The organism is Mesorhizobium sp. P2_E6, from assembly GCF_056403835.1.
In genome coordinates, this window is the sequence record NZ_JBFUEQ010000001.1 from 56,569 (window position 1) to 79,383 (window position 22,815).

Below are 22,815 nucleotides of genomic sequence, written 5' to 3' on the forward strand. Positions count from 1 at the left end.
TCGTCTCCTCGGTTACCCAGTTCAACGCAGCATGCGGGAAATCAGCTGCGCCGTATAGTCGACCATTGGCACGATGCGGGCATAGTTGAGCCGGGTCGGGCCGATGACGCCGAGTGCGCCGACGACGCGGGCGTCCTTGTCGCGATAGGGCGCGACGACCAGCGACGAGCCCGACAGCGAAAACAGCTTGTTTTCCGAACCGATGAAGATGCGCACGCCCGATCCCTGTTCGGCCAGGTCAAGCAGCTGGATCAGCCCATCCTGCGTCTCCATGTCCTCGAACAGGTGACGCAACAGTTCGATGTCGGCCTGGGCGGTGACGTTTTCGAGCAGGTTGGCGCGGCCACGCACGATGAGCCGCGCCGGCAGGCCGCTCTCGGCGCCGGCCCACACCGCCAGCCCCTTCTCGACCAAGTCTTGCGACAGCGTGTCGAGCGCGGCCCTGGTCTCCTCCTTGATGCGGGCAATCTCGATCCGCGCCTCGGCCAGCGTGCGGCCGCGAATATGGGCGTTGAGGAAATTCGAGGCTTCATGCAACTGCGAGACGGTGATGCCGGCCGGCAACTCGACGACGCGGTTTTCGACGTCGCCGTTTTGCGACACCAGCACCGCCAGCGCCTTGGTCGGCTCGAGCTGGATGAATTCGATGTGCTTCAGTGCCACCTCGTTCTTGGCGGCCAGCACCAGGCCGGCGCCTCGCGACATGCCCGACAGCATCTGGCTGGCCTCGGTCAGCATGTGTTCCAGCGTCGCACCCGAGCCGGACGCGCGCACCTGCGCCTCGATGGTGCGGCGCTCCTCGTCGGAGAGGTCGCCGAGTTCCATGAAGGCATCGACGAAGAAGCGCAGGCCGGCCTGCGTCGGCAACCGGCCGGCGGAAATGTGGGGGGCATAGATCAGGCCGAGATGCTCGAGGTCGCTCATCACGTTGCGGATGGTGGCGGGCGACAGTGAGGACGGCAGGATGCGCGACAGGCTGCGTGATCCCACGGGTTCGCCGTCCTTCAGGTAGGAATCGACGATGCGCCGGAAGATGTCGCGCGAACGCATGTCGAGCGACTGCAGCGCAGGCGACAGCAGACTGGGTTCGGCAACTGCCTTGGTCATTGCGCCAAAAACCTCCGGCCCAAGGATATAGACTTCACCATGGTCCGCGCAACCCAGGTGTCTGAAGTCAGATCACCCGGGTGTCTGAAGTCAGATCACCGGCCATTTTCCTTTGCGCCACGCGCCCCATGTGGTTACAAGCCGGCCAAGAATCCGAAAAATGACGGGAAAGAAGCCTGAATGCGCCCCTCCAAACGCCAATTCGACGAAATGCGCGCCATCTCCTTTGAGCGCGGCGTCTCCAAGCATGCCGAAGGCTCATGCCTGGTGAAGTTCGGCGACACCCATGTCCTGTGCACCGCCAGCCTCGAGGAGAAGGTGCCGGGCTGGATGCGCAATTCCGGCAAGGGCTGGGTCACGGCGGAATACGGCATGCTGCCGCGCTCGACGGGCGAGCGCATGCGCCGCGAGGCTTCCGCCGGTAAGCAGGGCGGCCGCACGCTGGAAATACAGCGGCTGATCGGCCGCTCCTTGCGCGCCGTGGTCGACCTGCAGGCGCTGGGCGAGCAGCAGATCACCGTCGACTGCGACGTCATCCAGGCCGATGGCGGCACCCGCACGGCCTCGATCACCGGCGGCTGGGTGGCGCTGTATGATTGTCTGCGCTGGATGGAAGCCCGCCAGATGGCCAGCGTCGCCAAGGTGCTCAAGGACCATGTCGCGGCGATTTCCTGCGGCATCCATGACGGCCAGCCGGTCATCGACCTCGATTATCTCGAAGATTCCTCGGCCGGCACCGACGCCAATTTCGTCATGACCGGCAAGGGCGGCATCGTCGAGATCCAGGGCACCGCCGAGGGCGAGCCCTTTTCCGAGGACCAGTTCGCCGACCTGATGGGCCTGGCCAAGAAAGGCATCCAGCGCCTGGTCAGCCTGCAGCAGATGGCGGTGGTTTAGGCCTGGTTTGTATTGATGAGGTTGGCGATCCTTCCCACCCCCCTCCGGCCTGCCGGCCATCTCCCCCGCAAGGGGGGAGATCGGCTGTGGTCCTTGGTTTCGCCAACCACCAACGTTGCAAGCTGTGAGCCGGCGTTGACGCTTCCAATCTCCCCCGTTGCGGGGGAGATGCCCGGTAGGGCAGAGGGGGGTGCCTCGTGATTCCCTCCGCCATTCTGGAATCGGCTCTCTACGTCACCGACCTTGACTCTGCTGAGAAGTTCTACACCGGCGTCCTCGGGCTCGACCTGCTCGGCAAGGTTGACGGCAGGCACCTCTTCTTCCGCTGCGGACCCGGCGTGTTGCTCATCTTCAACGCCGAGGCGACGAAAGTGCCGCCGGCGCCCGACGCGAGGCTGAAAGTGCCGCCGCACGGCGCAGTCGGCGAAGGTCATCTCTGCTTTGCGGCCAGCGCCGACGAGATCGAGCGCTGGAAAACGCATCTCGAGGCGAAGAAGATCGCCATCGAAAGCGAATTTGAATGGCCGCAAGGCGGCCGTTCGATCTATATACGCGACCCCTCGGGCAATTCGATCGAATTCGCCGAGCCACGGATCTGGGGCATATGATGCATTCGCCAACCATTCACTCGCTTGATGGAAAAAAGATCGTCGTCGCCAGCCACAATGCCGGCAAGCTGCGCGAATTCGCCGATTTGATGGGGCCGTTCGGTTTCGAAGCGAAATCGGCCAAGGACTATGGCCTGCCGGAGCCGGACGAAACCGGCACCACCTTCGAGGAGAACGCCTACATCAAGGCATTTGCCGCCGCCCAGGCCACCGGCCTGCCGGCGTTGTCCGATGATTCCGGCCTGTGCGTCGACGCGCTCGACGGCGCGCCTGGCGTCTACACCGCCAACTGGGCCGAAACCCCTGACGGTTCGCGCGATTTCGCCATGGCCATGCAACGCACCGAAGTGGCGCTGCAGGAAGTCGGTGCCGCCTTGCCGCAACAGCGCAAGGGGCGCTTTGTCGCCGTCATCTGCCTGGCCTTTCCCGACGGTGATGCCGAGTATTATCGCGGCGAGGCAGAAGGCACGCTGGTCTGGCCGCCGCGCGGCGACCTCGGCTTCGGCTACGACCCGGTGTTCCTGCCCAACGGCTTTGAAAAGACCTTCGGTGAGATGAGCGCCGAGGAAAAACATGGCTGGAAGCCCGGCCAGCCGACGGCGCTGTCGCACCGCGCCCGCGCTTTCCAGAAATTCGCCGAAGCGAGATTGGGTTCGGCATGAGCATGCTGCTCGACCGGGCGCCCGGTTTTGGCGTCTACATCCATTGGCCGTTCTGCGCGGCCAAATGCCCTTACTGCGACTTCAACAGCCATGTCCGCCACCAGCCGGTCGACCAGGAGCGCTTTGCCAGCGCCTTCGAGGCCGAGCTCGCGACCATGCGCCGGCGCACCGGGCCGCGCGAAGTGACCAGCATTTTTCTCGGCGGCGGCACGCCGTCTCTGATGAAGCCGGAAACCGTGGCCAGGATTCTGGACGCCGTCGCGAAGAACTGGAAGGTGCCCGATGGCATCGAGGTGACGCTGGAGGCCAATCCATCCTCGGTCGAGGCCGAACGGTTTCGCGGCTATCGGGCAGCAGGCGTCAACCGCGTCTCGCTCGGCGTGCAGGCGTTGAACGACAAGGATTTGCGCTTTCTCGGCCGGCTGCACAATGTCGAGGAAGCGCTGCATGCCATCGGCCTGGCGCGTGAGATCTTCCCGCGGCTGTCCTTCGACCTGATCTATGCCCGGCCCGGCCAGACACCGGAGGCCTGGCAGGCCGAGCTTGAACAGGCGATCAGCCATGCCGCCGATCATCTGTCGCTCTACCAGCTGACCATCGAGGAAGGCACGCCTTTCCACGCGCTGCATGCGGCCAAGAAATTTATCATCCCCGACAATGACCAGGCCGCCGACCTCTATGCGCTGACGCAGGAGATCACCACGACGCACGGCCTGCCGGCCTACGAGATTTCGAACCACGCCAGGCCTGGCGCCGAAAGCCGGCACAATCTGACCTATTGGCGCTATGGCGAATACGTCGGTGTCGGACCCGGCGCGCATGGCCGCTTTGTTGAAAACGGCCGCCGCACAGTGACGATCGCCGAGCGGATGCCGGAAACCTGGGCCAATCTGGTCGAAGCCAAGGGCCATGGCGTCACCGGCGGCGAGATCCTGACGCGCTCCGAGGAGGCCGACGAGTTCCTGCTGATGGGCCTGCGGCTGGCCGAAGGCATCGATCTCTCCCGCTACGAGGCGTTCTCCGGGCGCGGCCTGTCGAGCGCACGGTTGGCGGTGCTGCAGGGCGAGGGGCTGGTGGCGCCGATCGGCAACGCCCGGCTCCGCGCCACGCCGGCCGGCATGATCGTGCTCGACGCGGTGGTGGCGGATCTGGCGCGCTAACCCTTGAAGAACGTGCTCTTCGTCTGCAGCCAGAACCGCTTGCGCAGCCCGACCGCCGAGCAGGTGTTTTCCAAGCGCAGCGATATCGAGGTTGAGTCGGCCGGAACAAACCACGACGCGGAAACGCCGCTGACGCATGAGCTCGTCGCCTGGGCCGATATCATCTTTGTCATGGAAAAGGCGCACCGCGCCAAATTGCAGAAGAAATTCAAGGCCAGCCTGAAGAAGGCCCGTGTCATCTGCCTCGACATCCCCGATGACTATGAATTCATGGACCCGGTGTTGGTCCAGCTTCTCGAGGCGAAGGTCCCGCGATATCTCGGCTGAATGAGGCCGAGCATTTGCAACTACGCTTTGTCAGCCTCGCGCTTGACCCGGATCCATGCCGCGATCGTTGGCGAGGAATGCGACGGCAGAATTCTGAACCGTCACAACCTCTGCGCTAGGCGTCGTGCTTGTGGCGGTGTTTGGCGCGGTCCTTCTCGGCGTGCGAGTCTCCGGAGCGGACCGGCTTGGCGTCGTCCTTGTCGCGGCGGGCGCGATGCTGGTCACCTACTTGGGATAGCGGCACGCCGTTACGGGCGTTTTTCGTTTCAAGACGGGTGATGAAGATATCGAAGCGATTGGGCATCGTTCGGTCAGTGCTCCGTCGTGCTGTCTGGTTTGTTGTCGGAAAGCCTGACATTCGTCGGCAAGGCGCTCGTGGTCCGCTTGGTCAGGCTGGTGTCGGTCTTGGCAGGCAGGCACTTGTCCTTGGCCGCGGCAACGCGTTTGCGGCCGGCATAGTAGGGTTCGAAAGCGTCCTGTATTTTTAGGCTGTCCATCCTGTCCTCCTCCTCGGGAATCAGGGGGTAAATCTGCCGAACCCGGTTTCGTTCCCTACTGTGGCAAAGGAATGGCAGGCGGACCCGGCGTCAGCTTTTGCAAGCCGGCGTCAGCCGTGCCAAACAGGGTTTGAACGGAGATGCATCGGTGACCGGCGAGACGAGCAAGCGCAGCTATGTGGTCGGGCAGACCGAGATCGCGGCCCGGCCGCTCGAGGCGGCGCTCTATCTGGTGGCGACGCCGATCGGCAATCTCGCCGACATCACGCTGCGTGCGCTGGAAACGCTGGCCGCCGCCGACATCGTCGCCTGCGAAGACACGCGGGTGTCGCGCGTGCTGCTCGACCGCTACGGCATCCGCCGCCGCACAACGGCCTATCATGAGCACAATGCCGGCGAGGCCGGACCAAAACTGATCGCGGCACTCCAGGCCGGACAGAGCGTGGCGCTGATTTCCGATGCCGGCACGCCGCTGGTCTCCGATCCCGGCTACCGGCTGGTCGGCGAGGCGCTCGACTATGGCATTCGCGTCGTGCCGATCCCCGGCCCGTCGGCGCCGCTTGCCGCGCTGACCGCATCTGGCCTGCCGTCGGACGCCTTCCTGTTCGCCGGCTTCCTGCCGGTGAAGGCTGGGCAGCGGCTGACGCGGCTCGAAGCCCTGAAGGCCGTGCCGGCGACGCTGATCTTCTTCGAATCGCCGCGCCGGCTGGCCGAATCCCTCGGCGCCATGGTCGAGGCCCTCGGCGGCAACCGAAAGGCCGCGATTGGCCGCGAGCTGACCAAGACGTTCGAGGAGATGCGCACCGGCACGCTGCAAGTGCTGGCCGACCACTATGCGGCGGCCGATACGCCGAAGGGCGAGATCGTCGTCTGCGTCGGTCCCGCCGAGGCCAGGGCCGACGAGCCTGAAGACATCGACCGCCTGCTTTTGTCGCTCGCAGCCGAAATGCCGGCCTCCAAGGCTGCGGCGGAAGCGGCGAAAATGACCGGCGGCCAGAAACAGGCGCTCTATCGGCGGCTGCTCGAGCTCAGGGATGCTGCCGGAGAGAGTGGTGGCTGAGCGCCCGAGCGCAAGCCGCCAAAAAGCCTATCGGCGCGGCCATCGCGGCGAATGGCTGGCGGCGGCAGCGCTGATGCTCAAGGGCTACCGGATTCTGGCGCGCCGCCACCGCACCCGTTTCGGCGAGATCGACCTGATCGCGCGGCGCGGCGATCTCGTCCTGTTCGTCGAGGTCAAGGCACGCCGCACGCTGATCGAAGCCATGGAGGCGATCGGTCATGAATCGGAGCGCCGCATCGAGGCGGCGGCCGACATCTGGCTGTCGCGCCAGTCCGACTATGGCAGGCTGTCGATGCGCTTCGACATGGTCGCGGTGCTGCCCTGGCGCTGGCCGGTGCATGTGGAGAATGCGTTTTATGGAAGGAATTAGAGCAGGTTTCTGAAGACGACCCGTTGCCGAAGTTGGCGCCGCCCCTCATCCGCCTACCGGCACCTTCTCCCCTTATAGGGACGGGAGAAGGGAGATGGCCGCAACGCCGGCTCCCTTTTTTTGCAACGCTGGCGATTGGCGAAACCATCGATGAGAACGCCCCTCTCCCCGTCCCTATACGGGGAGAGGATGCCGGCAGGCAGGTGAGGGGCAGTGGTGACGGCCGGTGAGATGAGAACTCCAACCGAAGCGATTGCCGTAGCTCAACCCCAGATCATCAACGCCACCAGCCCGACGCCACCGACCACCAGCCGCCACCAGCCGAACAGCGAGTAGCCGTTGCGCGAGACGTAATCGAGCAGGAAGCGCACGACGATGAGCGCCGTGACGAAGGCGGCGACAAAGCCGATGGCGATGATCGGCAGGTCGGCGCTGCTCAGCACGTTGCGGTTCTTGAACAGGTCGAAGGCAAAGGCGCCGACCATCGTCGGGATGGCGAGGAAGAAGGAGAACTCCGCCGCCGCCCGCTTGTCGACGCCCAAGAGCAGCGCGCCGACGATCGTCGACCCCGAGCGCGACGTGCCGGGGATCAGCGACAGGCACTGGAAAAGCCCGATCTGCAGGTAAAGCCGGGTTGGGAAGCGCTCAACGTCGCGGTAGACCGGCTTGAGGTTCATGCGGTCCACCGCCAGCAGCACGACGCCGCCGATGATCAGCATGATGCAGATCAGCCTTGGCGATTCGAACAGCACTGTCTTGATGAAATCATGCGCCAGCGCGCCGATGATCGCCGCCGGCAGGAAGGCGATCAGGATGCCGATGACGAAATGTCGTGTCAGCCGGTCATGCGGCAGGTCGAGCAGCATTTGCCACAGTCGGCGGAAATAGACGCTCAGGATCGCCAGGATGGCGCCGAGCTGGATCAAGATCTCGAAGGCCTTGCCGGTCGAATGGAAGCCGAGGAAATGGCCGGCGAGCAGGATATGACCGGTCGACGAGACCGGGATGAACTCGGTCAGTCCCTCCAGCAGGCCGAGCAGCAGGGCTTCGACGATGGTCTGGCTTTCCATGGCTACCTCGGCATTGGCGTGACGGCTAACAGAACGGCTTGCTTGTCATGGCCTGCAAGTCCCCCTATAGGTCGCAACACCCTGACGGCCCGCTAGGCGGGCGGCCAAGACTTACCGGTGCGACCGGCGATTCGCCAGTGCGCTTTATCATCGCGGAACCATGCTGACGCTTTTCCACCACCCCATGTTCGCCACCTGTCGCTTCGTCCGCCTCGCTTTCGGCGAGTATGGCGAGGAGCTGGCCTTGATCGAGGAAAAGCCGTGGACGCGGCGCAAGGAGTTTTTGGCGCTGAACCCGGCCGGCACGCTGCCGATCCTTCTGGCCGAAGGCGACGTGCCGATCGTCGGCGCAACCGTCATATCGGAATATCTCGATGAGACGCGCGGCGTCTTGAAGCGCGACAAGCGGCTGTTCGCCGAGGACCCGATGCAGCGCGCCGAAATCCGCCGGCTGATCGACTGGTATCTCAACAAGGCCGAAAGCGAGGTCACCCGCCATCTGGTGCGTGAACGCGTGCTGAAGCCGGTGATGCCGGAAACGGCGGGTGGCGGCTCGCCCGATTCTGGCGCAATCCGCGCCGCACGCGCCAACATCCGCCAGCACATGAAATACACCAACTGGCTCGCCGGCACCCGCCATTGGCTGGCCGGCAGCAGGGTCACCTATGCCGATCTCGCGGCCGCCGCGACGCTGTCGGTGCTCGATTATCTCGGCGAGATCGACTGGCGCGAGCACGCCGCGGCGCGCGAATGGTACACGCGGGTGAAGTCGCGGCCGTCCTTCCGGCCGCTTTTGACCGACCGGGTGCGCGGCCTGTCGCCGGTGTCGCATTATGCGGACCTCGACTTCTGACGCCGCAAAACTGCGCGCGCTGATCGACGCAGAGGCGCATCGCGCCGGCTTCGATGCCGTCGCCGTTACCACACCCGATGCGATCCCGCTCGCGCCTGCGCGCCTGGCCGAATTCGTCGCCGACGGCTTTCACGGTTCGATGGGCTGGATCGCCGAGACGCTTGAGCGCCGCAGCGAACCGACGGCACTGTGGCCGCAGGTGCGCTCGATCATCGTGCTGGCGATGAATTACGGTCCCGACCATGATCCGCGCGAGGTGCTGGCCAAGCACGACCGTGGCGCCATCTCGGTCTACGCGCAGAACCGCGACTATCACGAGGTGATGAAGGGCCGGCTGAAGGAAATCGCCGGCAAGCTCGTGGCGCGCGCCGGCGGCGACGTGAAGGTGTTCGTCGACACGGCACCGGTGATGGAAAAGCCACTGGCCGAGGCCGCCGGGCTCGGCTGGCAAGGCAAGCACACCAACCTGGTCAGCCGCGAGCACGGCTCCTGGCTGTTCCTCGGCACCATCTTCACGACTGCCGAACTCGTGCCCGACCGGGCCGAGATCGACCATTGCGGTTCCTGCCGCGCCTGCCTCGACGCCTGCCCGACCGACGCCTTCCCGGCACCCTACCGCCTCGATGCGCGGCGCTGCATCTCCTATCTCACCATCGAGAACAAGGGGCCGATCCCGCATGAATTCCGCGAAAAGATCGGCAACCGCATCTATGGCTGCGACGACTGCCTCGCCGCTTGCCCGTGGAACAAGTTCGCCCGGGCGGCTTCAGAGGCAAAGCTTGCCGCGCGCGACGATTTGCGCGAGCCGCCGCTTGGCCAGCTGTTGCAACTCGACGACACGGCCTTCCGCGCCTTCTTCTCCGGATCGCCGATAAAACGCGTCGGCCGCGATCGTTTTGTCCGCAACGTGCTGATCGCCGCCGGCAATTCCGGCGATGCCGAGCTCGCCGGTGCAGTGCGTGCACTGCTGGCGGATGGCTCGCCGCTGGTGCGGGGCGCGGCAATATGGGCGCTGGCGCGGCTGGTGCCCGATGCCGAATATTCCGAACGGGCAGCTATCGGCCTGAAAACCGAGGACGACAAGGCCGTGTGCGACGAATGGCGTCTGGCGCGGCCAACCAGGATGCATTCATGAGCGAAAAGCAGATCTTCATCTTCGGCGCCGGCTATTCCGGCCAGGCTTTTGCGCGCGCCAACAAGGGTGCCGGCAGGATCTTCGGGACGACGCGTTCGCCGGATAAACTCGAGACGCTGCGGCAGGCCGGCATCGTACCGCTGCTGTTCGACAGCGCGATGACCGGCGAAATCGCCGATGCGCTGGGAAAGACAACACATCTGTTGATCTCGGTCGGCCCGGAAGAGGCGGGTGATCCCGTGCTGAATGCCGCCCGCGCGGCGATCGTGGCCGGGATGCCGGCGCTCGCATGGATCGGCTATCTCTCGACCGTCGGTGTCTACGGCAATTATGACGGCGCCTGGGTCGATGAAACGGCCGAGTGCCGGCCGGTGTCGAAGCGCTCGGTGATGCGGGTGGCTGCCGAACAGGACTGGCTGGAATTGGGCCGCGACATCGGTCGGCCGGTGGCGATCCTGCGCCTGTCGGGCATTTACGGGCCCGGCCGCAACGCCCTGGTCAATCTGGAAAACGGCACCGCAAGGCGGCTGGTCAAGCCGGACCAGGTGTTCAACCGCATCCATTGCGATGACATTGCCGGCGCGCTCTGGCATTTGGCGGAACGCGATCTCGGCGGCATCTTCAATGTCACCGACGACTTGCCCGCGCCGCCACAGGATGTCGTCGCCTATGCCGCGGCGCTGATGGGCATCACACCGCCGCCCGAAATTCCCTTCGACGCCGCCCAACTTTCGCCCATGGCGCGCTCCTTCTATGGCGAGAACAAGCGTGTCGCCAACGCGGCGATCAAGGCGGCGGGTTATTCCCTGCGTTTTCCGGATTACCGCGCCGCCTTCGACCATATGTGGGCCAGCGGCGATTGGCGCGATGGCGAGCCGCGCAGCCCGATGAAGCGCTAATCATCGAAGCGGCGCGCGTAGCGTGCTATGATTCGGCCTTGGATTGCGGTGGGGATCGGGTTTCATGAAAACAGCGACGCGGCGATCTCTCGGCAGGAAATCACTGCTGGCCACAGCGCTCGGCCTGTTCGCGCTGGCCGGGCTCGCCGCGCAGCCGGCAGCGGCCGAGGAACGGGCGAAGGATCTGTTCGGCGCCAAGAAGCTGCCGGCGGCGACCGCAGCGCAATCCATTGGCTTCTATTCCAAGGGCTGTTTTGCCGGCGGCGTCGCCATTCCCGTGGATGGCCCGACCTGGGAGGTGATGCGGCCGTCGCGCAACCGTCGCTGGGGCCATCCGGCGATGATCGCGGTGATCGAGAAACTGTCGCGCGACGCCGCGGCCGATGGTTGGCCGGGCCTGCTGATCGGCGACATTTCGCAGCCGCGCGGCGGCCCGATGATGACTGGCCACGCCTCGCACCAGATCGGCCTCGATGCCGACATCTGGCTGACGCCGATGCCCAGCTCTCCGCTGTCGATGGCGCAACGCGAGAGCATCAGCGCCACTTTGATGGTCGACGAGAAGACCCATCTGGTGAAGGACGCCTTGTGGACGCCGGCACATACGAGGCTTTTGAAGCGTGCTGCGAGCTATCCCGAGGTCGAACGCATCCTGGTCAATCCCGGCATCAAGAAAAAGCTCTGCGACACCGTCAAGGGCGATCGTGACTGGTTGCGCAAGATCAGGCCGTTCTGGGGCCACGACTACCATTTCCACATGCGCATCGGCTGCCAGCCGGGCTCGCCCAACTGCAAGGCGCAGGAAGCGACGCCGGCCGATGACGGCTGCGGCAAGCCGCTCGCCTGGTGGTTCACGCAGGAGCCCTGGCGGCCCAACAAGAACCCGGATGCGCCGAAGGCTCGTGACCTGATGACGATGGCGAACTTGCCGAAGGAATGCCGCGCCGTGCTCGACGCGCCGGGGCCGGCGTCTGCCGAGGCGGCAACCTATAATGGCGGCGCTGTGCCGGTCGCGGCCGCGGCGCCCGAGCTCGAAGCGCCTTCGCTGCCCGCCGCCACTACCAGTGGTGCGGCCAGCTTGCCGGCCTCGGTGAATGCTTTCACCGAGACCCCCGAGATCGGCATCCCGCTGCCGCGGCCACGGCCGGGAAACTGACCGCTGCAGCTTTTATCCAGGGTTGAACCGGTTTAGCCGGGCCGTTTTTGCGAAATAGTGGCCGTTTGGCCGCAGAACCTGTCTCACCGTGACAGCGGCCTCGAAAACCGTTTCCCTTTTCAAACTCATGCGCTAGTCAACGGGAGAACGGCGCTACGCCGTCGTGGGCGCCGGGGACGGACGAGAGCATGCCAAGCACGGGCGATGACGATACTTTGTTGCGGTTTCCGATCCTGATCGGCGACATTGGCGGCACCAATGCGCGCTTCTCGATCGTGCTCGACGCCAATTCGGAGGCCGGCGAGCCGACCATCGTCCAGACCGCCAATTACAACACCATCGACGAGGCGATCCAGGCGGCCGTGCTCGACCGCTCGTCGGTCCGCCCCAATTCGGCGGTGCTGGCGGTGGCCGGCCCGGTCGACGGCGACGAGATCGAGCTCACCAACTGCCCGTGGATCGTCAAGCCCAGGCAGATGTTCGCCAGCCTCGGCTTGAGCGACATCGTCGTGCTCAATGATTTCGAGGCGCAGGCGCTGGCCGTCGTCGCGCTCGGCGAGGAGCACATGGAAAAGATCGGCGGCGGCACGCCGGAGCCAAATGCCGGGCGCGTCGTGCTCGGCCCCGGAACCGGGCTCGGCGTTGCCGGGCTGGTCTATGCGCTTCGCCACTGGATACCGGTGCCGGGCGAGGGCGGCCATATGGACATCGGTCCGCGCACGCCGCGCGATTTCGAGGTTTTCCCGCATATCGAGAAGCTCGAGGGCCGCATTTCGGGCGAGCAGATCCTGTGCGGACGCGGCCTCGTCAACGTCTACCGGGCGGTGGCCAAGGCGGACGGCAAGCCTGCCCCCTTCACCACGCCGGCGGAAGTCACCGCCGCGGCACTGGCCAAGACCGATCCGGTTGCCGAAGAGGCGGTGGAGACCTTCGTCACCTGCCTCGGGCGCACCGCCGGCGATCTTGCGCTGGTGTTCATGAGCCGCGGCGGCGTGTTCCTCACCGGCGGCATCGCGCAGAAGATCGTGCCGGCACTGAAGGCCGGCAATTTCCGTGCTGCCTTCGAGGACAAGGCGCCGCACAGCGCGCTCATGCGCACCATGCCGGTCTATGTGATCACCCACCCGCTGGCAGCGCTTTTGGGCCTTGCCGCCTATGCCAGAAACCCGTCGCTGTTCGGGGTCCAGACCGCGGACCGCCGCTGGCGCGACGAAGTTAGTCACCCCAAGGCATAGGCAAGCCGGCCCCTTGGCGCTAAGAGAAGTGCCGAATCGCAACCCGGCCACGGGAAGCAGGAACCTGTGAAGCGCTCCGATTTGACATTTCAGATACCCAACAAGCCGAAAGTCACGCCCCGTGCGGTCACGGCGGTGCTCCGCCGCATTATCGCTGAAAACGGCCGTGATTACCGCTGGTCCTATGCTTTTGCCGCTGCCTGCCTGATCGCGGTGTCCGCGACGACCGCCTTCACCGCCTGGGTCATGAGCCCCGTCGTCAACTCGATATTCTATGAACGACGCGGCGATCTGATCGTGTGGATTTGCGCCGCCATCATGGCGGCCTTCCTCGTGCGCGGTTTCGCCGGTTACGGCCAGGCGGTGACGCTGGCCAAGGTCGGCAACAATCTGGTGGCGCGCTACCAGAAACGCCTCTTCGACCATCTGATGAAGCTCGGCGTCGGCTTTTTCAGCGACACGCGTTCGGGCCGGCTGGCTGCCCAGATGAACGAGAACGTCAACGGCATCCGCGACCTCCTGTCGATGACGCTCACGTCGATCGCACGCGATGGCGTGACGTTGCTCGGCCTTCTTGGGGTCATGATCTACCAGGATCCCGTTCTCTCCCTGAGCTCCCTGCTGATCGGACCGCCGCTGATCTGGACTGTCACCTATCTGATGCGCCGGGTGCGCCGCATCACCCGCGAATCGGTGCAGATCAATTCTCGGCTGATCGGCGCCGTGCAGGAGGCCACGCAAGGCATTGCCATCGTCAAGGCCTTCACCATGGAAGAGGAGCTGTCGCGCCGCATCGGCGCGCTCGCCGACAGCGCCGAGCAGCGGGGAAACAAGATCGCCCGCGTCTCGGAACGGCTGGCGCCGATCTCCGACATGCTGGCCGGCCTTGCCGTCACCGGTGTCATCGCCTATTCCGGCTACCGGGCGATCGTTCTTGGACAGCCGCCGGGTGCGGTCTTTTCCTTCATCACCGCGCTGTTGCTCGCCTATGATCCGGCACGGCGGCTGGCGCGCATGCAAGTCGGCATGGAACGCGCGCTGGTCAATGCGCGCATGATCTACGAACTTCTCGATCTCGAGCCGCAGCAAGGCGACACGCCGGGAGCCGCCGAGGCCAGGTTCACCACCGGCGAAGTGCGCTTCAACAACGTGTCCTTCCGCTACGTCGAGGAGGCGCCGGTGCTGCAGGACCTGAGCTTCGTCGCCGCAGCCGGCAAGATGACCGCCATCGTCGGCGCCTCCGGCGCCGGCAAGACGACGCTGGTGGCGCTGCTGCAGCGCTTCTACGACGTCGAGGCGGGAACGATCGAGATCGACGGCCAGGACATTTCCAAGGTCACCAAGCACTCGCTGCGCAGCTCCATCGCCTATGTCTCGCAGCAGCCCTATCTGTTCGAAGGCACCATCCGCGACAACATCCGCTATGGCCGGTTGAATGCCACCAACGCCGAAATCGAACAGGCCGCGCTGCAGGCCGAGGCCGACGGCTTCATCCGCCAGCAGCCGCAGGGCTACGACACGCCCGTCGGCGAAAACGGCGTGACCTTGTCGGGCGGCCAGCGCCAGCGCGTGTCGATCGCCCGCGCCATCGTGCGGCAGGCGCCGATCCTTCTGCTCGACGAGGCGACGTCGGCGCTCGACAACGAGGCCGAGGCGCGGGTCCAGGAAGCGCTGATCCAGGTCATGGAAGGGCGCACCACCATCGTCATCGCACACCGGCTGTCGACGGTGGTCAATGCCGACCACATCATCGTGCTGGAACAGGGCCATCTGGTCGAACAGGGAACGCATGCCTCGCTGATGGCCGACCCGCACAGCGTCTATGCCCGCTTCCACCGGGTACAGGGCAAAAAGGGGCTGGGGCTTGTCGACGACGCCAAGCCAATCCAAACTCCGTCGCCGCGCAGCCGCGCGAAAAAGGCGGTCGGGAGACCTTCATGAGCGATATGGGCCTGGTCGTGGTGGGTGCTGCCGGCCGCATGGGGCAGACGCTGATCCGCGCCATCCACACCATTCCCGGCGTCCGCGTGATCGGCGCCGTCGAGCGTGCCGGCTCACCCTATCTGGGCAAGGATGCCGGCGAACTTGCAGGCGTCGGCCGCATCGACGTGCCGATCGGCGACGATCCGCTGCCGGTCTTCGCCAGGGCCGACGGTGTGCTCGATTTCACCACGCCGGCATCGAGCGTCGAATTCGCCGGCTACGCGGCGCAGGCGCGCATCGCCCATGTCATCGGCACCACGGGCTGCTCGGCCGACGATGACGCCAAGATCGCGGCGGGGGCGCGCCACGCGACGATCGTCAAGTCGGGCAATATGAGCCTCGGCGTCAATCTTCTGGCGGTGCTGGTCGAACAGGCGGCACGAGCGCTCGACGCCGACGATTTCGACATCGAGATCCTCGAAATGCACCACAAGCACAAGGTCGACGCACCGTCGGGCACGGCGCTGCTGCTCGGCGAGGCCGCCGCCGCCGGGCGCGGCATCGCGCTCGCCGGCAACGATGTGCGCGTCCGCGACGGCCACACCGGCGTACGCAAGACCGGCTCGATCGGCTTTGCCTCGATGCGCGGCGGCTCGGTGGTCGGCGACCACAGCGTGATGTTGGCCGGCACCGGCGAGCGCATCACCCTGTCCCACCACGCCGAGGACCGCGCCATCTTCGCCCGCGGCGCCGTCAAGGCGGCGCTATGGGCGCGCGGCCGCAAGCCGGGACTTTATTCGATGCGGGACGTGCTCGGCCTCAGCTGAGCGGCCAATCTGCCAACCTGCCTATCTGGCAATTTGAAGGAGCAAACATGTCGAGAACCCTCGTGCTCGTGCGCCACGGCCAGAGCGAATGGAACCTGAAGAACCTGTTCACCGGATGGCGCGACGTCGACCTGACCGAGCTGGGTCACGCCGAGGCCAAGGCCGCCGGCCAGAAACTCAAGGCGCGCGGCCTGAAGTTCGACATCGCCTTCACCTCGGCGCTGGTCCGGGCGCAAAAGACCTGCCAGCACATTCTCGACGCGGTCGGCCAGAGCGATCTGACAACCATCCGCGACCAGGCCCTCAACGAGCGCGACTATGGCGACCTGTCCGGCCTCAACAAGGACGATGCCCGCAAGAAATGGGGCGAGGAGCAGGTGCATGTCTGGCGCCGCTCCTACGACGTGCCGCCGCCCGCCGGCGAAAGCCTGAAGGACACCGGTGCCCGCGTCTGGCCCTACTACCTGCACGATTTGCAGCCGCACGTGCTGCGCGGCGGCACCGTGCTGGTCGCCGCCCACGGCAACTCGCTGCGCGCGCTGATCATGGCGCTGGACGGCAAGTCCGGCGAGGAGATCGTCAAGCTGGAGCTCGGCACCGGCGTGCCGGTCATCTACACGCTCAACGCCGATTCCACGGTGGCTTCCAAGGAAGTGCTGGAGAGCTGAGCCGGCAAGCGGCAAGCCTTTCTTGATTGGGCATGATCGCTTCCGAAAACCGGTTCCCACTTTTCGGGATCATGCTTTGAAAAAAGCGCGTTGACACACATCGCTTGCCCGCTTACATGAGCCCGCACCAGCCCAGATGGCGGAATTGGTAGACGCGCACGGTTCAGGTCCGTGTTCCGCAAGGAGTGGAGGTTCGAGTCCTCTTCTGGGCACCAAATTCCCGTTTCGAACCATTCGACGGTTCAGAAACCCAAAGAAAAAGCCCGGTTCGTCCGGGCTTTTTCTTTGCCGCCAACCTCTCCTCTCGGCTAGGCGCTGAACAAACCGCTTCAAACTGCGCCGCCGCTTCGGTACGGTCGAAACCATGTCTCAATCGACCACCAATCCGATCTTCGGCGCCCGTCGCGATCAGGCGTTCCCAACGCTGGCTGACACCGACATCGACCGCATGCGCCGGTTCGGCGAGGCCAGCGACTATGCCGCCGGCGAGCGCATCGTCACGGCCGGCGATGTAGCGCCCGGCCTGATCGTCGTCCTGTCGGGCAAGGTCGACATCATCCAGGATAGCGGGCTCGGCCGTCGCGAAACGATCGTGACGCATGGTCCGGGCAGCTTCGTCGGCGAACTGGCCCAGCTTTCTGCCCGTCCGTCGCTGGTGGATGCGCAGGCGGCCGAGCCGGTGAAGGCGTTCGTCATCGCCTCGCAGAGGCTGCGCGACCTGATGGTGCAGGAGGCCAATCTCGGCGAGCGCATCATGCGGGCGCTGATCCTGCGCCGTGTCGGGCTGCTGGAAAGCGCAACCAGCGGGCCGATCATCATCGGACCCGTCGGCAATGCCGACGTCTTGCGGCTGCAGGGATTCCTGGCCCGCAGCGGCCAGCCGCACCGCGTGCTCGATTCCGACAGCGACCCCTGCGCCAAAACCCTGGTCGAGCGCTTCGATGTCGACCTCCACCATCTGCCGATCGTGCTGTGTCCGAGCGGCCGGCTGCTGCTCAATCCCGGCGAGAAGGACCTCGCCCGCTGCATCGGCCTGCTGCGGCCGATCGATGCCGACAAACTATACGACGTCGCCATCGTCGGCGCCGGGCCGGCGGGGCTGGCGGCGGCCGTTTATGCGGCGTCCGAAGGTCTGTCGACCATCGTCCTCGATTGCCGGGCCTTCGGCGGGCAGGCGGGCGCCTCCTCGCGCATCGAGAACTATCTCGGTTTCCCGACCGGTATTTCGGGCATGGCGCTGATGGCGCGCGCCTACAACCAGGCGCAGAAATTCGGCGTTGAAATGGTGATACCAGACGAGGCGAAGCTGTTGAGCGCTGGGACCGACGGTGCCCGTTACACGCTTGATGTCGGCGATGGCGAGACCGTGCGCACACGCACCGTGGTGATCGCCAGCGGTGCGCGCTACCGCCGCCTCGACGTCGCCAATCTGGCGCAGTTCGAGGGGACGTGCGTGCATTATTGGGCCTCGCCGATCGAAGCGCGGCTTTGCCAGGGCCAGGAGGTGGCGCTGGTCGGTGCCGGCAATTCGGCCGGACAGGCGGCTGTCTACCTGGCCAGCCACGTGCACAAGGTGGCGCTGCTGGCGCGCGGCGGTAGTCTCGATGCCAGCATGTCGCGCTATCTGGTCGAGCGCATCAAGGCGCAGCCGAACATCGAGGTGCTGACCGGGACCGAGGTCGAGGCGCTGGAAGGCGACGAAGGCAATCTTGCCACCGTGCGGTGGCGCAACCGCGCCAGCGGTGTGGAAACGACGCGCCCAATCCGCCATCTCTTCCTGTTCATCGGCGCCGACCCGAATACGGACTGGCTGGCGCACTGCAACGTGGCCCTGGATGCCAACGGTTTCGTGCGCACCGGATCCGACCTGGAATCGGCGCATGGGGTGATGGAGACGAGCCGCAGCGGGGTGTTTGCCATCGGCGACGTCCGCTCCGGCTCGGTCAAGCGCGTCGCAGCCGCCGTCGGCGAGGGTGCCCAGGTGGTGGCGGCGTTGCACGCCTATCTAGCGCAAGACGGCAGCCACGCCGTCGCGCCTCAATTGATCGGGAGAGTGTGATGGCGGATGAATGCAGACATGCGGCTGATATCAAGGACGTGACGCCGAGCGCGCTCGGCTGCGAGGAATGCCTGAAGAGCGGTTCGCAATGGGTGCATCTGCGGCTATGCCGCACCTGCGGCCATGTCGGCTGCTGCGACGACTCGCCCAACCGTCACGCCACCAAGCATTTTCACGCCACCCGCCATCCGATCATCGAGGGCTATGATCCACCGGAAGGCTGGGGTTGGTGCTACATAGACGAGGCCTTTCTCGACCTCGGCGACCGCACGACGCCCCAGAACGGTCCGATCCCGCGATTCTATTGAGCCAGCGCCGGGCGAAGAGGGGCTAGAGCCCCAAAGAGAAAAGCCCGGTTCTCCCGGGCTTTTGCCTGACCGTCAGGGGACCGGATTTCGCGCTCAGTCTCGCTTTGGCGATGCAGACGCGGGCTCCTTGTTGTCCACGCTGTTCTCGTTCACCTGGAAGGCTATTCCTTCAACCTTCTTTTTCTTCAGGTCGTCATCGGTCTGCGGTTGCGGCGGGCGCTTGGGATCTTGCGCGGTGTTCTCATTCACGTCGAGGGCTCTCGTCATCATGTCCTCCATCGCTGGAAACACAATGTTCGACGCAGCATAGCGTTCCCAGCCAAAGACGGCGCTCTCGCCGAGAGGGCAACAGCCAGCGGCCGCCTTATCGCACGGAGCCGGTGACGGTCGGATCGATCGTGCTGGGAACGGATTTGCGTTCGTTGCCGGCAAGCGCGGCTATGATCAGCAGGCTGGCCACAACCGGCACGAACAGGATGGCAACGCGGGCTTGCACGTAAAAGATGGCGCGCCATTCGTTGCGCTTGTCGGGGCTGTTGCTCATCATACTCACTTTGTCAGACCCCCCGGGCGTGACATAGCCGGGAACGGTTAAGCAACTCCTTCCGACTTTGTTAACCCGGCGGAATTGAGGCGAAGTTCCTGGTCGTGATCCCCGGCTTCAGCTCAGCCCGAGGCGTCTGGCGCCTTGCCGGAACAGTGCCGCAGCATCCGGCTCGAAGCGAAAGGTGCCGATGAAATCGTCGCTTGAATAGTTCGGCAAGGTCTTGCGGATGGCGGCGGCAAAGCCCTGCGCCTCGTCGAGCCGGCCCGCCAGCGCCAGGCAGTGCGCGGCGATCGCCAGGATGATGGCGTGGGCGTTGGGTCGTGCCGCTGCCTTCAGCGCCCATTCGGCCGCCTCCTCGAACTGGCCGAGCCGGACATGCGCCATCGCCCGCGCCCCCAGCATGCCGAACAGCAGCGGGTCGAACGGGCTGAGATGGCGCGAATGGTCGGACGAGCCGATCGCCGCCTGCGGGTCGCCCGACTGCGAGTGGACGAAGGACAGCGCGTAATGGCCAAGGGCGAAGTTTGGGCTGAGGTCCACCGCCCGTTCCAATTCGAGCAGCGAACCGTCCTGTTCGCCGCGCAGCCACAGCGCCCGGCCCATCGCCCAATGCGCGGCCGGATTGTGGTCGTCGACCAACAGGCTGTGGCCGGCGCTCTCGAAGGCCAGCGCGCTTTCCCTGTCGCGGTCGCCCCAGCGCTGGAAGGCGTTCTGCCAATGCGTGAAGGACAGGCCGGCATAGGCGCGGGCAAAGGTCGGATCGAGCCGCAGGGCCATGTCGAAGAAATGCCGCGCCTGCTCGTTTTCGACCTGGGTGAAGCGGTACATGTGCCAGAGGCCGCGATGATAGGCCTCCCAGGCGTTGAGCGAATTGGGCGCCTTGAGCATGGCGCGGTTGCGCTCGACCGTTTCGATCTCGGCCGAGATCGACGAGACGATGCTGTTGCCGATATCGTCGAGCAAGCCGAAGATGTCGTCGGACCGGCGCTCGAACGTCTCGGCCCAGACGATCCTGGCGGTGCGCACCTCGATGAGTTCGACGCTGACGATGAGGCGGCCGGGCGGGCTGCGCACCGTGCCGGTGGCGACATAGTCGACATTCAGCCGGCGGCCGGCATCCTCGGGTGCGATGTTCTTCTCGGCCAGCGCAAACACCGATCCGCGCGCGATGACGAAGAAATCCCTGAGCTTCGCCAGGCGTGTGATGATGTCGTGGGTAAAACCGTCGGCAAGCCCGCCGCGCGCGCCACCGGTTTCCTCGACAAACGGCATGACGGCCAGCGACGCGTGGCTCGGCTCGACCGGCCCGGTATGGCCGGGTGCGGCGACCAATTGCGATACCGCGGACAGGCCGGCCGGCAGCTGCAAGACGGCTGGCCGTTGCTCACGCATCGCCCGCCAGGCGGCATTGACCGGTCCGAAATCGATCGCCTCCGACTGAAATAACTGTTCTGCGGCCGCCAGATGCTGCTCGGCCGCGCCGATCTCACCGCGTTCCGCCAGATTGGCCAGCAACGCCAGATGCGCGCGCGTGTCGAACGGCGCCAGCTCGACCCATTTGTCGAGATGCGCCGACACATCCGGTGTGTCAGCCTGATGGTTTGCGACAAGATGCTCCAGCACGGCGACTTGGCATGAGTGAAAACGGCGGCGTTGGGCGACCAGCCAACTGTTGAAATGCGGGCTGCGTTCGAGCTCCAGCCCGTCGAGGAAATCGCCGGCAAACAGTTTGGCCAGCGCCCCTAGCCGCTCCGCGTCGAGGGTGCCGATCCCTTGCTCCGCAGCGTGGCTGACCTCCAGCGCATCGACCAGGCAATCGCTGAGGTCAAGCGCGACCGTGTCGCCTTGCGTGGAGACACGGCGCCTGTCCGGCTCGTCGAGCGCGCCGCGCAGTTTGCTGAGGCACCAGCGCAGCTCGCCGCGGGGGTCGTTGGGCACGTCCCACAACAGCTCGCACAGGCGACTGCGGCCGACGGCGTGCGGCGCCAGCGCCAGATAGGCAAACAACGCGCGCAACTTGCGTGAGGCCGGCAGCGCCACCGCAACGCCGTTGCGGGAGATCGTCAGCGTTCCAAGCAGGCGCACAGACAGGCCGGTCGCTTGGCCGTCCAGTCTCGTTCGAGTGGATTCCACGTGCGTTTCCACGCCTGCTCCCACGCTGGCCTGTCGGCCCTTGCTGTATCACCGAAACCGACAAAGCGCATCCGGCGGCGTATTTCCGTGCCGGATGCCGCCATTGCCGCAATGCCGGCATGTCTGTCCTAGCGCGGCCAGGTCTCGAAACCTCGCCGCCCAACCCGCCGGTTTGTAACCGGCTTGTGATGGCAAACGATCGAGGAGATAAAAAGATGTTGCAGCAGCAGAAAATCAGGACCACCGCCGGGCGCGGACACCTGTTCGACAGCATTCTCGACACCGTCGGCGACACGCCGGCGGTGCGTATCAACAATCTCGGACCGGCCCACGCAACGATCTATGTGAAGGCAGAATTCTTCAACCCGGGCGCCTCGGTGAAGGACCGCCTGGCGCTCAACATCATCGAGGCGGGCGAGCGCAGCGGCGCGCTGAAGCCGGGCCAGACGGTGGTCGAGGCGACCAGTGGCAACACCGGCATCGGGCTGGCCATGGTCTGCGCGCAGAAGGGCTATCCGCTGGTCGTCACCATGGCCGACAGCTTTTCCGTCGAGCGCCGCAAACTGATGCGCATGCTGGGCGCCAAGGTGGTGCTGACGCCGCGCGCCGAGAAGGGCTTTGGCATGTACAAGAAGGCGGTGGAACTGGCTGAGGCCAATGGCTGGTTCCTCGCCCGCCAGTTCGAGACGGCGGCCAATGCCGCCATCCACGAGGCGACCACGGCGCGCGAGATCATCAATGATTTTGCCGGTTCGCGGCTCGACGGCTTCGTCACCGGCTATGGCACCGGCGGCACGGTCGTCGGCGTGGCACGCGTGCTGCGGCGGGAACGGCCGGAGACACGCATCGTGCTCTCTGAGCCGGCCAACGCGCAGCTCATCGGTAGCGGCAAGGCACAGCAGCGCGCTGCTGACGGCGCTCCCGCCGCCACCCACCCGGCCTTCGAGCCACACCCGATCCAGGGCTGGACGCCGGACTTCATCCCCAATGTGCTGCAGGAAGCGATCGACGCCAGCCTCTATGACGAGGTGATGCCGGTTGCCGGGCCCGAGGGCATCAAATGGGCCAAGGCGCTGGCGCGCCAGGAAGGCATCTTCACCGGCATTTCCGGCGGCGCCACCTTCGCGGTGGCGCGGCAGGTCGCCGAACGGGCGCCGGCCGGCGCGGTGATCCTGTGCATGCTGCCCGACACTGGCGAACGCTACATGTCGACGCCGCTGTTCGACGGAATCGAGGCCGAGATGGATGCCGACGAGATCGCCCTGTCGCGCTCGACGCCCGGCTGCCAGTTCCCGGCGGCTTGACGGAGACCCA

The 22,815-nt window shown here is 65.4% G+C and carries 25 protein-coding genes and 1 tRNA gene; 19 read left to right on the top strand and 7 right to left on the bottom strand.

The annotated features are described in order from the left end of the window. Positions 1 to 21: 21 nt before the first annotated feature. Positions 22 to 1,107, bottom strand: coding sequence for a heat-inducible transcriptional repressor HrcA (hrcA, locus tag AC1D08_RS00310; RefSeq protein WP_095083770.1), 1,086 nt, complete (start codon positions 1,105 to 1,107; stop codon positions 22 to 24). A gap of 180 nt (positions 1,108 to 1,287) precedes the next feature. Here hrcA and rph point away from each other — a divergent pair, with 180 nt between their 5' ends. From rph to AC1D08_RS00335, 5 genes are all read left to right on the top strand, one after another. Next, the gene (gene rph / locus AC1D08_RS00315) at positions 1,288 to 2,004 is read left to right on the top strand and encodes a ribonuclease PH (RefSeq protein WP_095083768.1); all 717 of its coding nucleotides are present in this window, start codon (positions 1,288 to 1,290) and stop codon (positions 2,002 to 2,004) included. Between the two features lie 197 nt (positions 2,005 to 2,201). After that, positions 2,202 to 2,612, top strand: coding sequence for a VOC family protein (locus tag AC1D08_RS00320; protein ID WP_457150263.1), 411 nt, complete (start codon positions 2,202 to 2,204; stop codon positions 2,610 to 2,612). A gap of 14 nt (positions 2,613 to 2,626) precedes the next feature. Beyond that, positions 2,627 to 3,274 (top strand): RdgB/HAM1 family non-canonical purine NTP pyrophosphatase, encoded by a 648-nt coding sequence (rdgB, locus tag AC1D08_RS00325; protein WP_457150285.1) that lies wholly within the window; start codon positions 2,627 to 2,629, stop codon positions 3,272 to 3,274. After that, on the top strand, positions 3,271 to 4,434 hold the full coding sequence (hemW, locus tag AC1D08_RS00330) for a radical SAM family heme chaperone HemW (protein WP_457150264.1): 1,164 nt from the start codon (positions 3,271 to 3,273) through the stop codon (positions 4,432 to 4,434). The genes rdgB and hemW overlap by 4 nt, the downstream gene beginning before the upstream one ends. Before the next feature lie 3 nt (positions 4,435 to 4,437). After that, complete coding sequence (locus tag AC1D08_RS00335) at positions 4,438 to 4,761, top strand: low molecular weight protein tyrosine phosphatase family protein (RefSeq protein ID WP_457150265.1); 324 nt, start codon at positions 4,438 to 4,440, stop codon at positions 4,759 to 4,761. Positions 4,762 to 4,876: 115 nt separating this feature from the next. Here the strand turns inward: AC1D08_RS00335 and AC1D08_RS00340 are convergent, their stop codons facing one another. Both AC1D08_RS00340 and AC1D08_RS00345 read right to left on the bottom strand, forming a co-directional pair. Further along, positions 4,877 to 5,065, bottom strand: coding sequence for a hypothetical protein (locus AC1D08_RS00340; protein WP_457150266.1), 189 nt, complete (start codon positions 5,063 to 5,065; stop codon positions 4,877 to 4,879). Positions 5,066 to 5,072: 7 nt separating this feature from the next. Beyond that, on the bottom strand, positions 5,073 to 5,258 hold the full coding sequence (locus tag AC1D08_RS00345; RefSeq protein WP_457150267.1) for a hypothetical protein: 186 nt from the start codon (positions 5,256 to 5,258) through the stop codon (positions 5,073 to 5,075). 148 nt (positions 5,259 to 5,406) lie between these two features. Here AC1D08_RS00345 and rsmI point away from each other — a divergent pair, with 148 nt between their 5' ends. Both rsmI and AC1D08_RS00355 read left to right on the top strand, forming a co-directional pair. Continuing rightward, positions 5,407 to 6,318, top strand: coding sequence for a 16S rRNA (cytidine(1402)-2'-O)-methyltransferase (rsmI, locus tag AC1D08_RS00350; protein WP_457150268.1), 912 nt, complete (start codon positions 5,407 to 5,409; stop codon positions 6,316 to 6,318). Next, complete coding sequence (locus tag AC1D08_RS00355; RefSeq protein ID WP_457150269.1) at positions 6,311 to 6,688, top strand: YraN family protein; 378 nt, start codon at positions 6,311 to 6,313, stop codon at positions 6,686 to 6,688. The genes rsmI and AC1D08_RS00355 overlap by 8 nt, the downstream gene beginning before the upstream one ends. A gap of 263 nt (positions 6,689 to 6,951) precedes the next feature. Here AC1D08_RS00355 and AC1D08_RS00360 read toward each other — a convergent pair whose 3' ends face one another. Further along, entirely contained in the window at positions 6,952 to 7,758 is an 807-nt protein-coding gene (locus tag AC1D08_RS00360) for an undecaprenyl-diphosphate phosphatase (protein WP_457150270.1), read from the bottom strand. A gap of 160 nt (positions 7,759 to 7,918) precedes the next feature. Here AC1D08_RS00360 and AC1D08_RS00365 point away from each other — a divergent pair, with 160 nt between their 5' ends. The 11 genes from AC1D08_RS00365 (at position 7,919) to AC1D08_RS00415 (ending at position 18,821) form a co-directional block, all read left to right on the top strand. Further along, entirely contained in the window at positions 7,919 to 8,611 is a 693-nt protein-coding gene (locus tag AC1D08_RS00365; protein ID WP_109667600.1) for a glutathione S-transferase family protein, read from the top strand. Continuing rightward, complete coding sequence (gene queG / locus AC1D08_RS00370) at positions 8,592 to 9,746, top strand: tRNA epoxyqueuosine(34) reductase QueG (RefSeq protein WP_457150271.1); 1,155 nt, start codon at positions 8,592 to 8,594, stop codon at positions 9,744 to 9,746. The genes AC1D08_RS00365 and queG overlap by 20 nt, the downstream gene beginning before the upstream one ends. Then, entirely contained in the window at positions 9,743 to 10,645 is a 903-nt protein-coding gene (locus AC1D08_RS00375; RefSeq protein ID WP_457150272.1) for an SDR family oxidoreductase, read from the top strand. The genes queG and AC1D08_RS00375 overlap by 4 nt, the downstream gene beginning before the upstream one ends. 64 nt (positions 10,646 to 10,709) lie before the next feature. Further along, positions 10,710 to 11,801 (top strand): penicillin-insensitive murein endopeptidase, encoded by a 1,092-nt coding sequence (gene mepA, locus AC1D08_RS00380; protein WP_457150273.1) that lies wholly within the window; start codon positions 10,710 to 10,712, stop codon positions 11,799 to 11,801. Between the two features lie 188 nt (positions 11,802 to 11,989). Then, the gene (locus AC1D08_RS00385) at positions 11,990 to 13,036 is read left to right on the top strand and encodes a glucokinase (RefSeq protein WP_477224867.1); all 1,047 of its coding nucleotides are present in this window, start codon (positions 11,990 to 11,992) and stop codon (positions 13,034 to 13,036) included. A gap of 81 nt (positions 13,037 to 13,117) precedes the next feature. Further along, the gene (locus tag AC1D08_RS00390) at positions 13,118 to 14,977 is read left to right on the top strand and encodes an ABC transporter ATP-binding protein (RefSeq protein ID WP_477224868.1); all 1,860 of its coding nucleotides are present in this window, start codon (positions 13,118 to 13,120) and stop codon (positions 14,975 to 14,977) included. Then, a complete protein-coding gene (dapB, locus tag AC1D08_RS00395; RefSeq protein WP_457150276.1) occupies positions 14,974 to 15,786 on the top strand; it encodes a 4-hydroxy-tetrahydrodipicolinate reductase in 813 nt (270 codons plus the stop codon). Before AC1D08_RS00390 ends, dapB begins: the two co-directional genes overlap by 4 nt. 47 nt (positions 15,787 to 15,833) lie before the next feature. Then, positions 15,834 to 16,454: a 2,3-bisphosphoglycerate-dependent phosphoglycerate mutase gene (locus tag AC1D08_RS00400; RefSeq protein ID WP_457150277.1), complete on the top strand. Its 621-nt coding sequence runs from the start codon at positions 15,834 to 15,836 to the stop codon at positions 16,452 to 16,454. Between the two features lie 130 nt (positions 16,455 to 16,584). After that, a tRNA-Leu gene (locus AC1D08_RS00405) sits at positions 16,585 to 16,669 on the top strand. A gap of 149 nt (positions 16,670 to 16,818) precedes the next feature. Further along, entirely contained in the window at positions 16,819 to 18,513 is a 1,695-nt protein-coding gene (locus AC1D08_RS00410) for an FAD-dependent oxidoreductase (protein ID WP_477422336.1), read from the top strand. Continuing rightward, positions 18,513 to 18,821, top strand: a complete 309-nt coding sequence (locus AC1D08_RS00415; RefSeq protein WP_457150279.1) for a UBP-type zinc finger domain-containing protein — start codon at positions 18,513 to 18,515, stop codon at positions 18,819 to 18,821. Before AC1D08_RS00410 ends, AC1D08_RS00415 begins: the two co-directional genes overlap by 1 nt. A 93-nt stretch (positions 18,822 to 18,914) precedes the next feature. On the opposite strand, the gene AC1D08_RS00420 is transcribed toward AC1D08_RS00415, so the two are convergent. From AC1D08_RS00420 to AC1D08_RS00430, 3 genes are all read right to left on the bottom strand, one after another. Next, entirely contained in the window at positions 18,915 to 19,088 is a 174-nt protein-coding gene (locus AC1D08_RS00420) for a hypothetical protein (RefSeq protein ID WP_457150280.1), read from the bottom strand. Between the two features lie 97 nt (positions 19,089 to 19,185). Further along, on the bottom strand, positions 19,186 to 19,365 hold the full coding sequence (locus tag AC1D08_RS00425; RefSeq protein ID WP_164548818.1) for a hypothetical protein: 180 nt from the start codon (positions 19,363 to 19,365) through the stop codon (positions 19,186 to 19,188). Positions 19,366 to 19,482: 117 nt separating this feature from the next. Then, positions 19,483 to 21,501, bottom strand: coding sequence for a transcriptional regulator (locus tag AC1D08_RS00430; RefSeq protein WP_457150281.1), 2,019 nt, complete (start codon positions 21,499 to 21,501; stop codon positions 19,483 to 19,485). A 215-nt stretch (positions 21,502 to 21,716) separates the two neighbouring features. Between AC1D08_RS00430 and AC1D08_RS00435 the strand changes: the two genes are divergently transcribed. After that, positions 21,717 to 22,805: a PLP-dependent cysteine synthase family protein gene (locus tag AC1D08_RS00435; RefSeq protein ID WP_457150282.1), complete on the top strand. Its 1,089-nt coding sequence runs from the start codon at positions 21,717 to 21,719 to the stop codon at positions 22,803 to 22,805. Positions 22,806 to 22,815 lie beyond the last annotated feature (10 nt).

What these genes read in the sequence shown, in the direction of transcription:
- hrcA (WP_095083770.1), bottom strand. Translation starts at nt 1,107, where the DNA reads ATGACCAAGGCAGTTGCCGAACCCAGTCTGCTGTCGCCTGCGCTGCAG.
- AC1D08_RS00400 (WP_457150277.1), top strand. Translation starts at nt 15,834, where the DNA reads ATGTCGAGAACCCTCGTGCTCGTGCGCCACGGCCAGAGCGAATGGAAC.
- AC1D08_RS00425 (WP_164548818.1), bottom strand. Translation starts at nt 19,365, where the DNA reads ATGAGCAACAGCCCCGACAAGCGCAACGAATGGCGCGCCATCTTTTAC.
- AC1D08_RS00345 (WP_457150267.1), bottom strand. Translation starts at nt 5,258, where the DNA reads ATGGACAGCCTAAAAATACAGGACGCTTTCGAACCCTACTATGCCGGC.
- AC1D08_RS00385 (WP_477224867.1), top strand. Translation starts at nt 11,990, where the DNA reads ATGCCAAGCACGGGCGATGACGATACTTTGTTGCGGTTTCCGATCCTG.
- AC1D08_RS00410 (WP_477422336.1), top strand. Translation starts at nt 16,819, where the DNA reads ATGTCTCAATCGACCACCAATCCGATCTTCGGCGCCCGTCGCGATCAG.
- AC1D08_RS00360 (WP_457150270.1), bottom strand. Translation starts at nt 7,758, where the DNA reads ATGGAAAGCCAGACCATCGTCGAAGCCCTGCTGCTCGGCCTGCTGGAG.
- AC1D08_RS00435 (WP_457150282.1), top strand. Translation starts at nt 21,717, where the DNA reads ATGTTGCAGCAGCAGAAAATCAGGACCACCGCCGGGCGCGGACACCTG.
- queG (WP_457150271.1), top strand. Translation starts at nt 8,592, where the DNA reads ATGCGGACCTCGACTTCTGACGCCGCAAAACTGCGCGCGCTGATCGAC.
- AC1D08_RS00415 (WP_457150279.1), top strand. Translation starts at nt 18,513, where the DNA reads ATGGCGGATGAATGCAGACATGCGGCTGATATCAAGGACGTGACGCCG.
- rph (WP_095083768.1), top strand. Translation starts at nt 1,288, where the DNA reads ATGCGCCCCTCCAAACGCCAATTCGACGAAATGCGCGCCATCTCCTTT.
- AC1D08_RS00420 (WP_457150280.1), bottom strand. Translation starts at nt 19,088, where the DNA reads ATGACGAGAGCCCTCGACGTGAATGAGAACACCGCGCAAGATCCCAAG.
- AC1D08_RS00375 (WP_457150272.1), top strand. Translation starts at nt 9,743, where the DNA reads ATGAGCGAAAAGCAGATCTTCATCTTCGGCGCCGGCTATTCCGGCCAG.
- AC1D08_RS00340 (WP_457150266.1), bottom strand. Translation starts at nt 5,065, where the DNA reads ATGCCCAATCGCTTCGATATCTTCATCACCCGTCTTGAAACGAAAAAC.
- hemW (WP_457150264.1), top strand. Translation starts at nt 3,271, where the DNA reads ATGAGCATGCTGCTCGACCGGGCGCCCGGTTTTGGCGTCTACATCCAT.
- dapB (WP_457150276.1), top strand. Translation starts at nt 14,974, where the DNA reads ATGAGCGATATGGGCCTGGTCGTGGTGGGTGCTGCCGGCCGCATGGGG.
- AC1D08_RS00365 (WP_109667600.1), top strand. Translation starts at nt 7,919, where the DNA reads ATGCTGACGCTTTTCCACCACCCCATGTTCGCCACCTGTCGCTTCGTC.
- mepA (WP_457150273.1), top strand. Translation starts at nt 10,710, where the DNA reads ATGAAAACAGCGACGCGGCGATCTCTCGGCAGGAAATCACTGCTGGCC.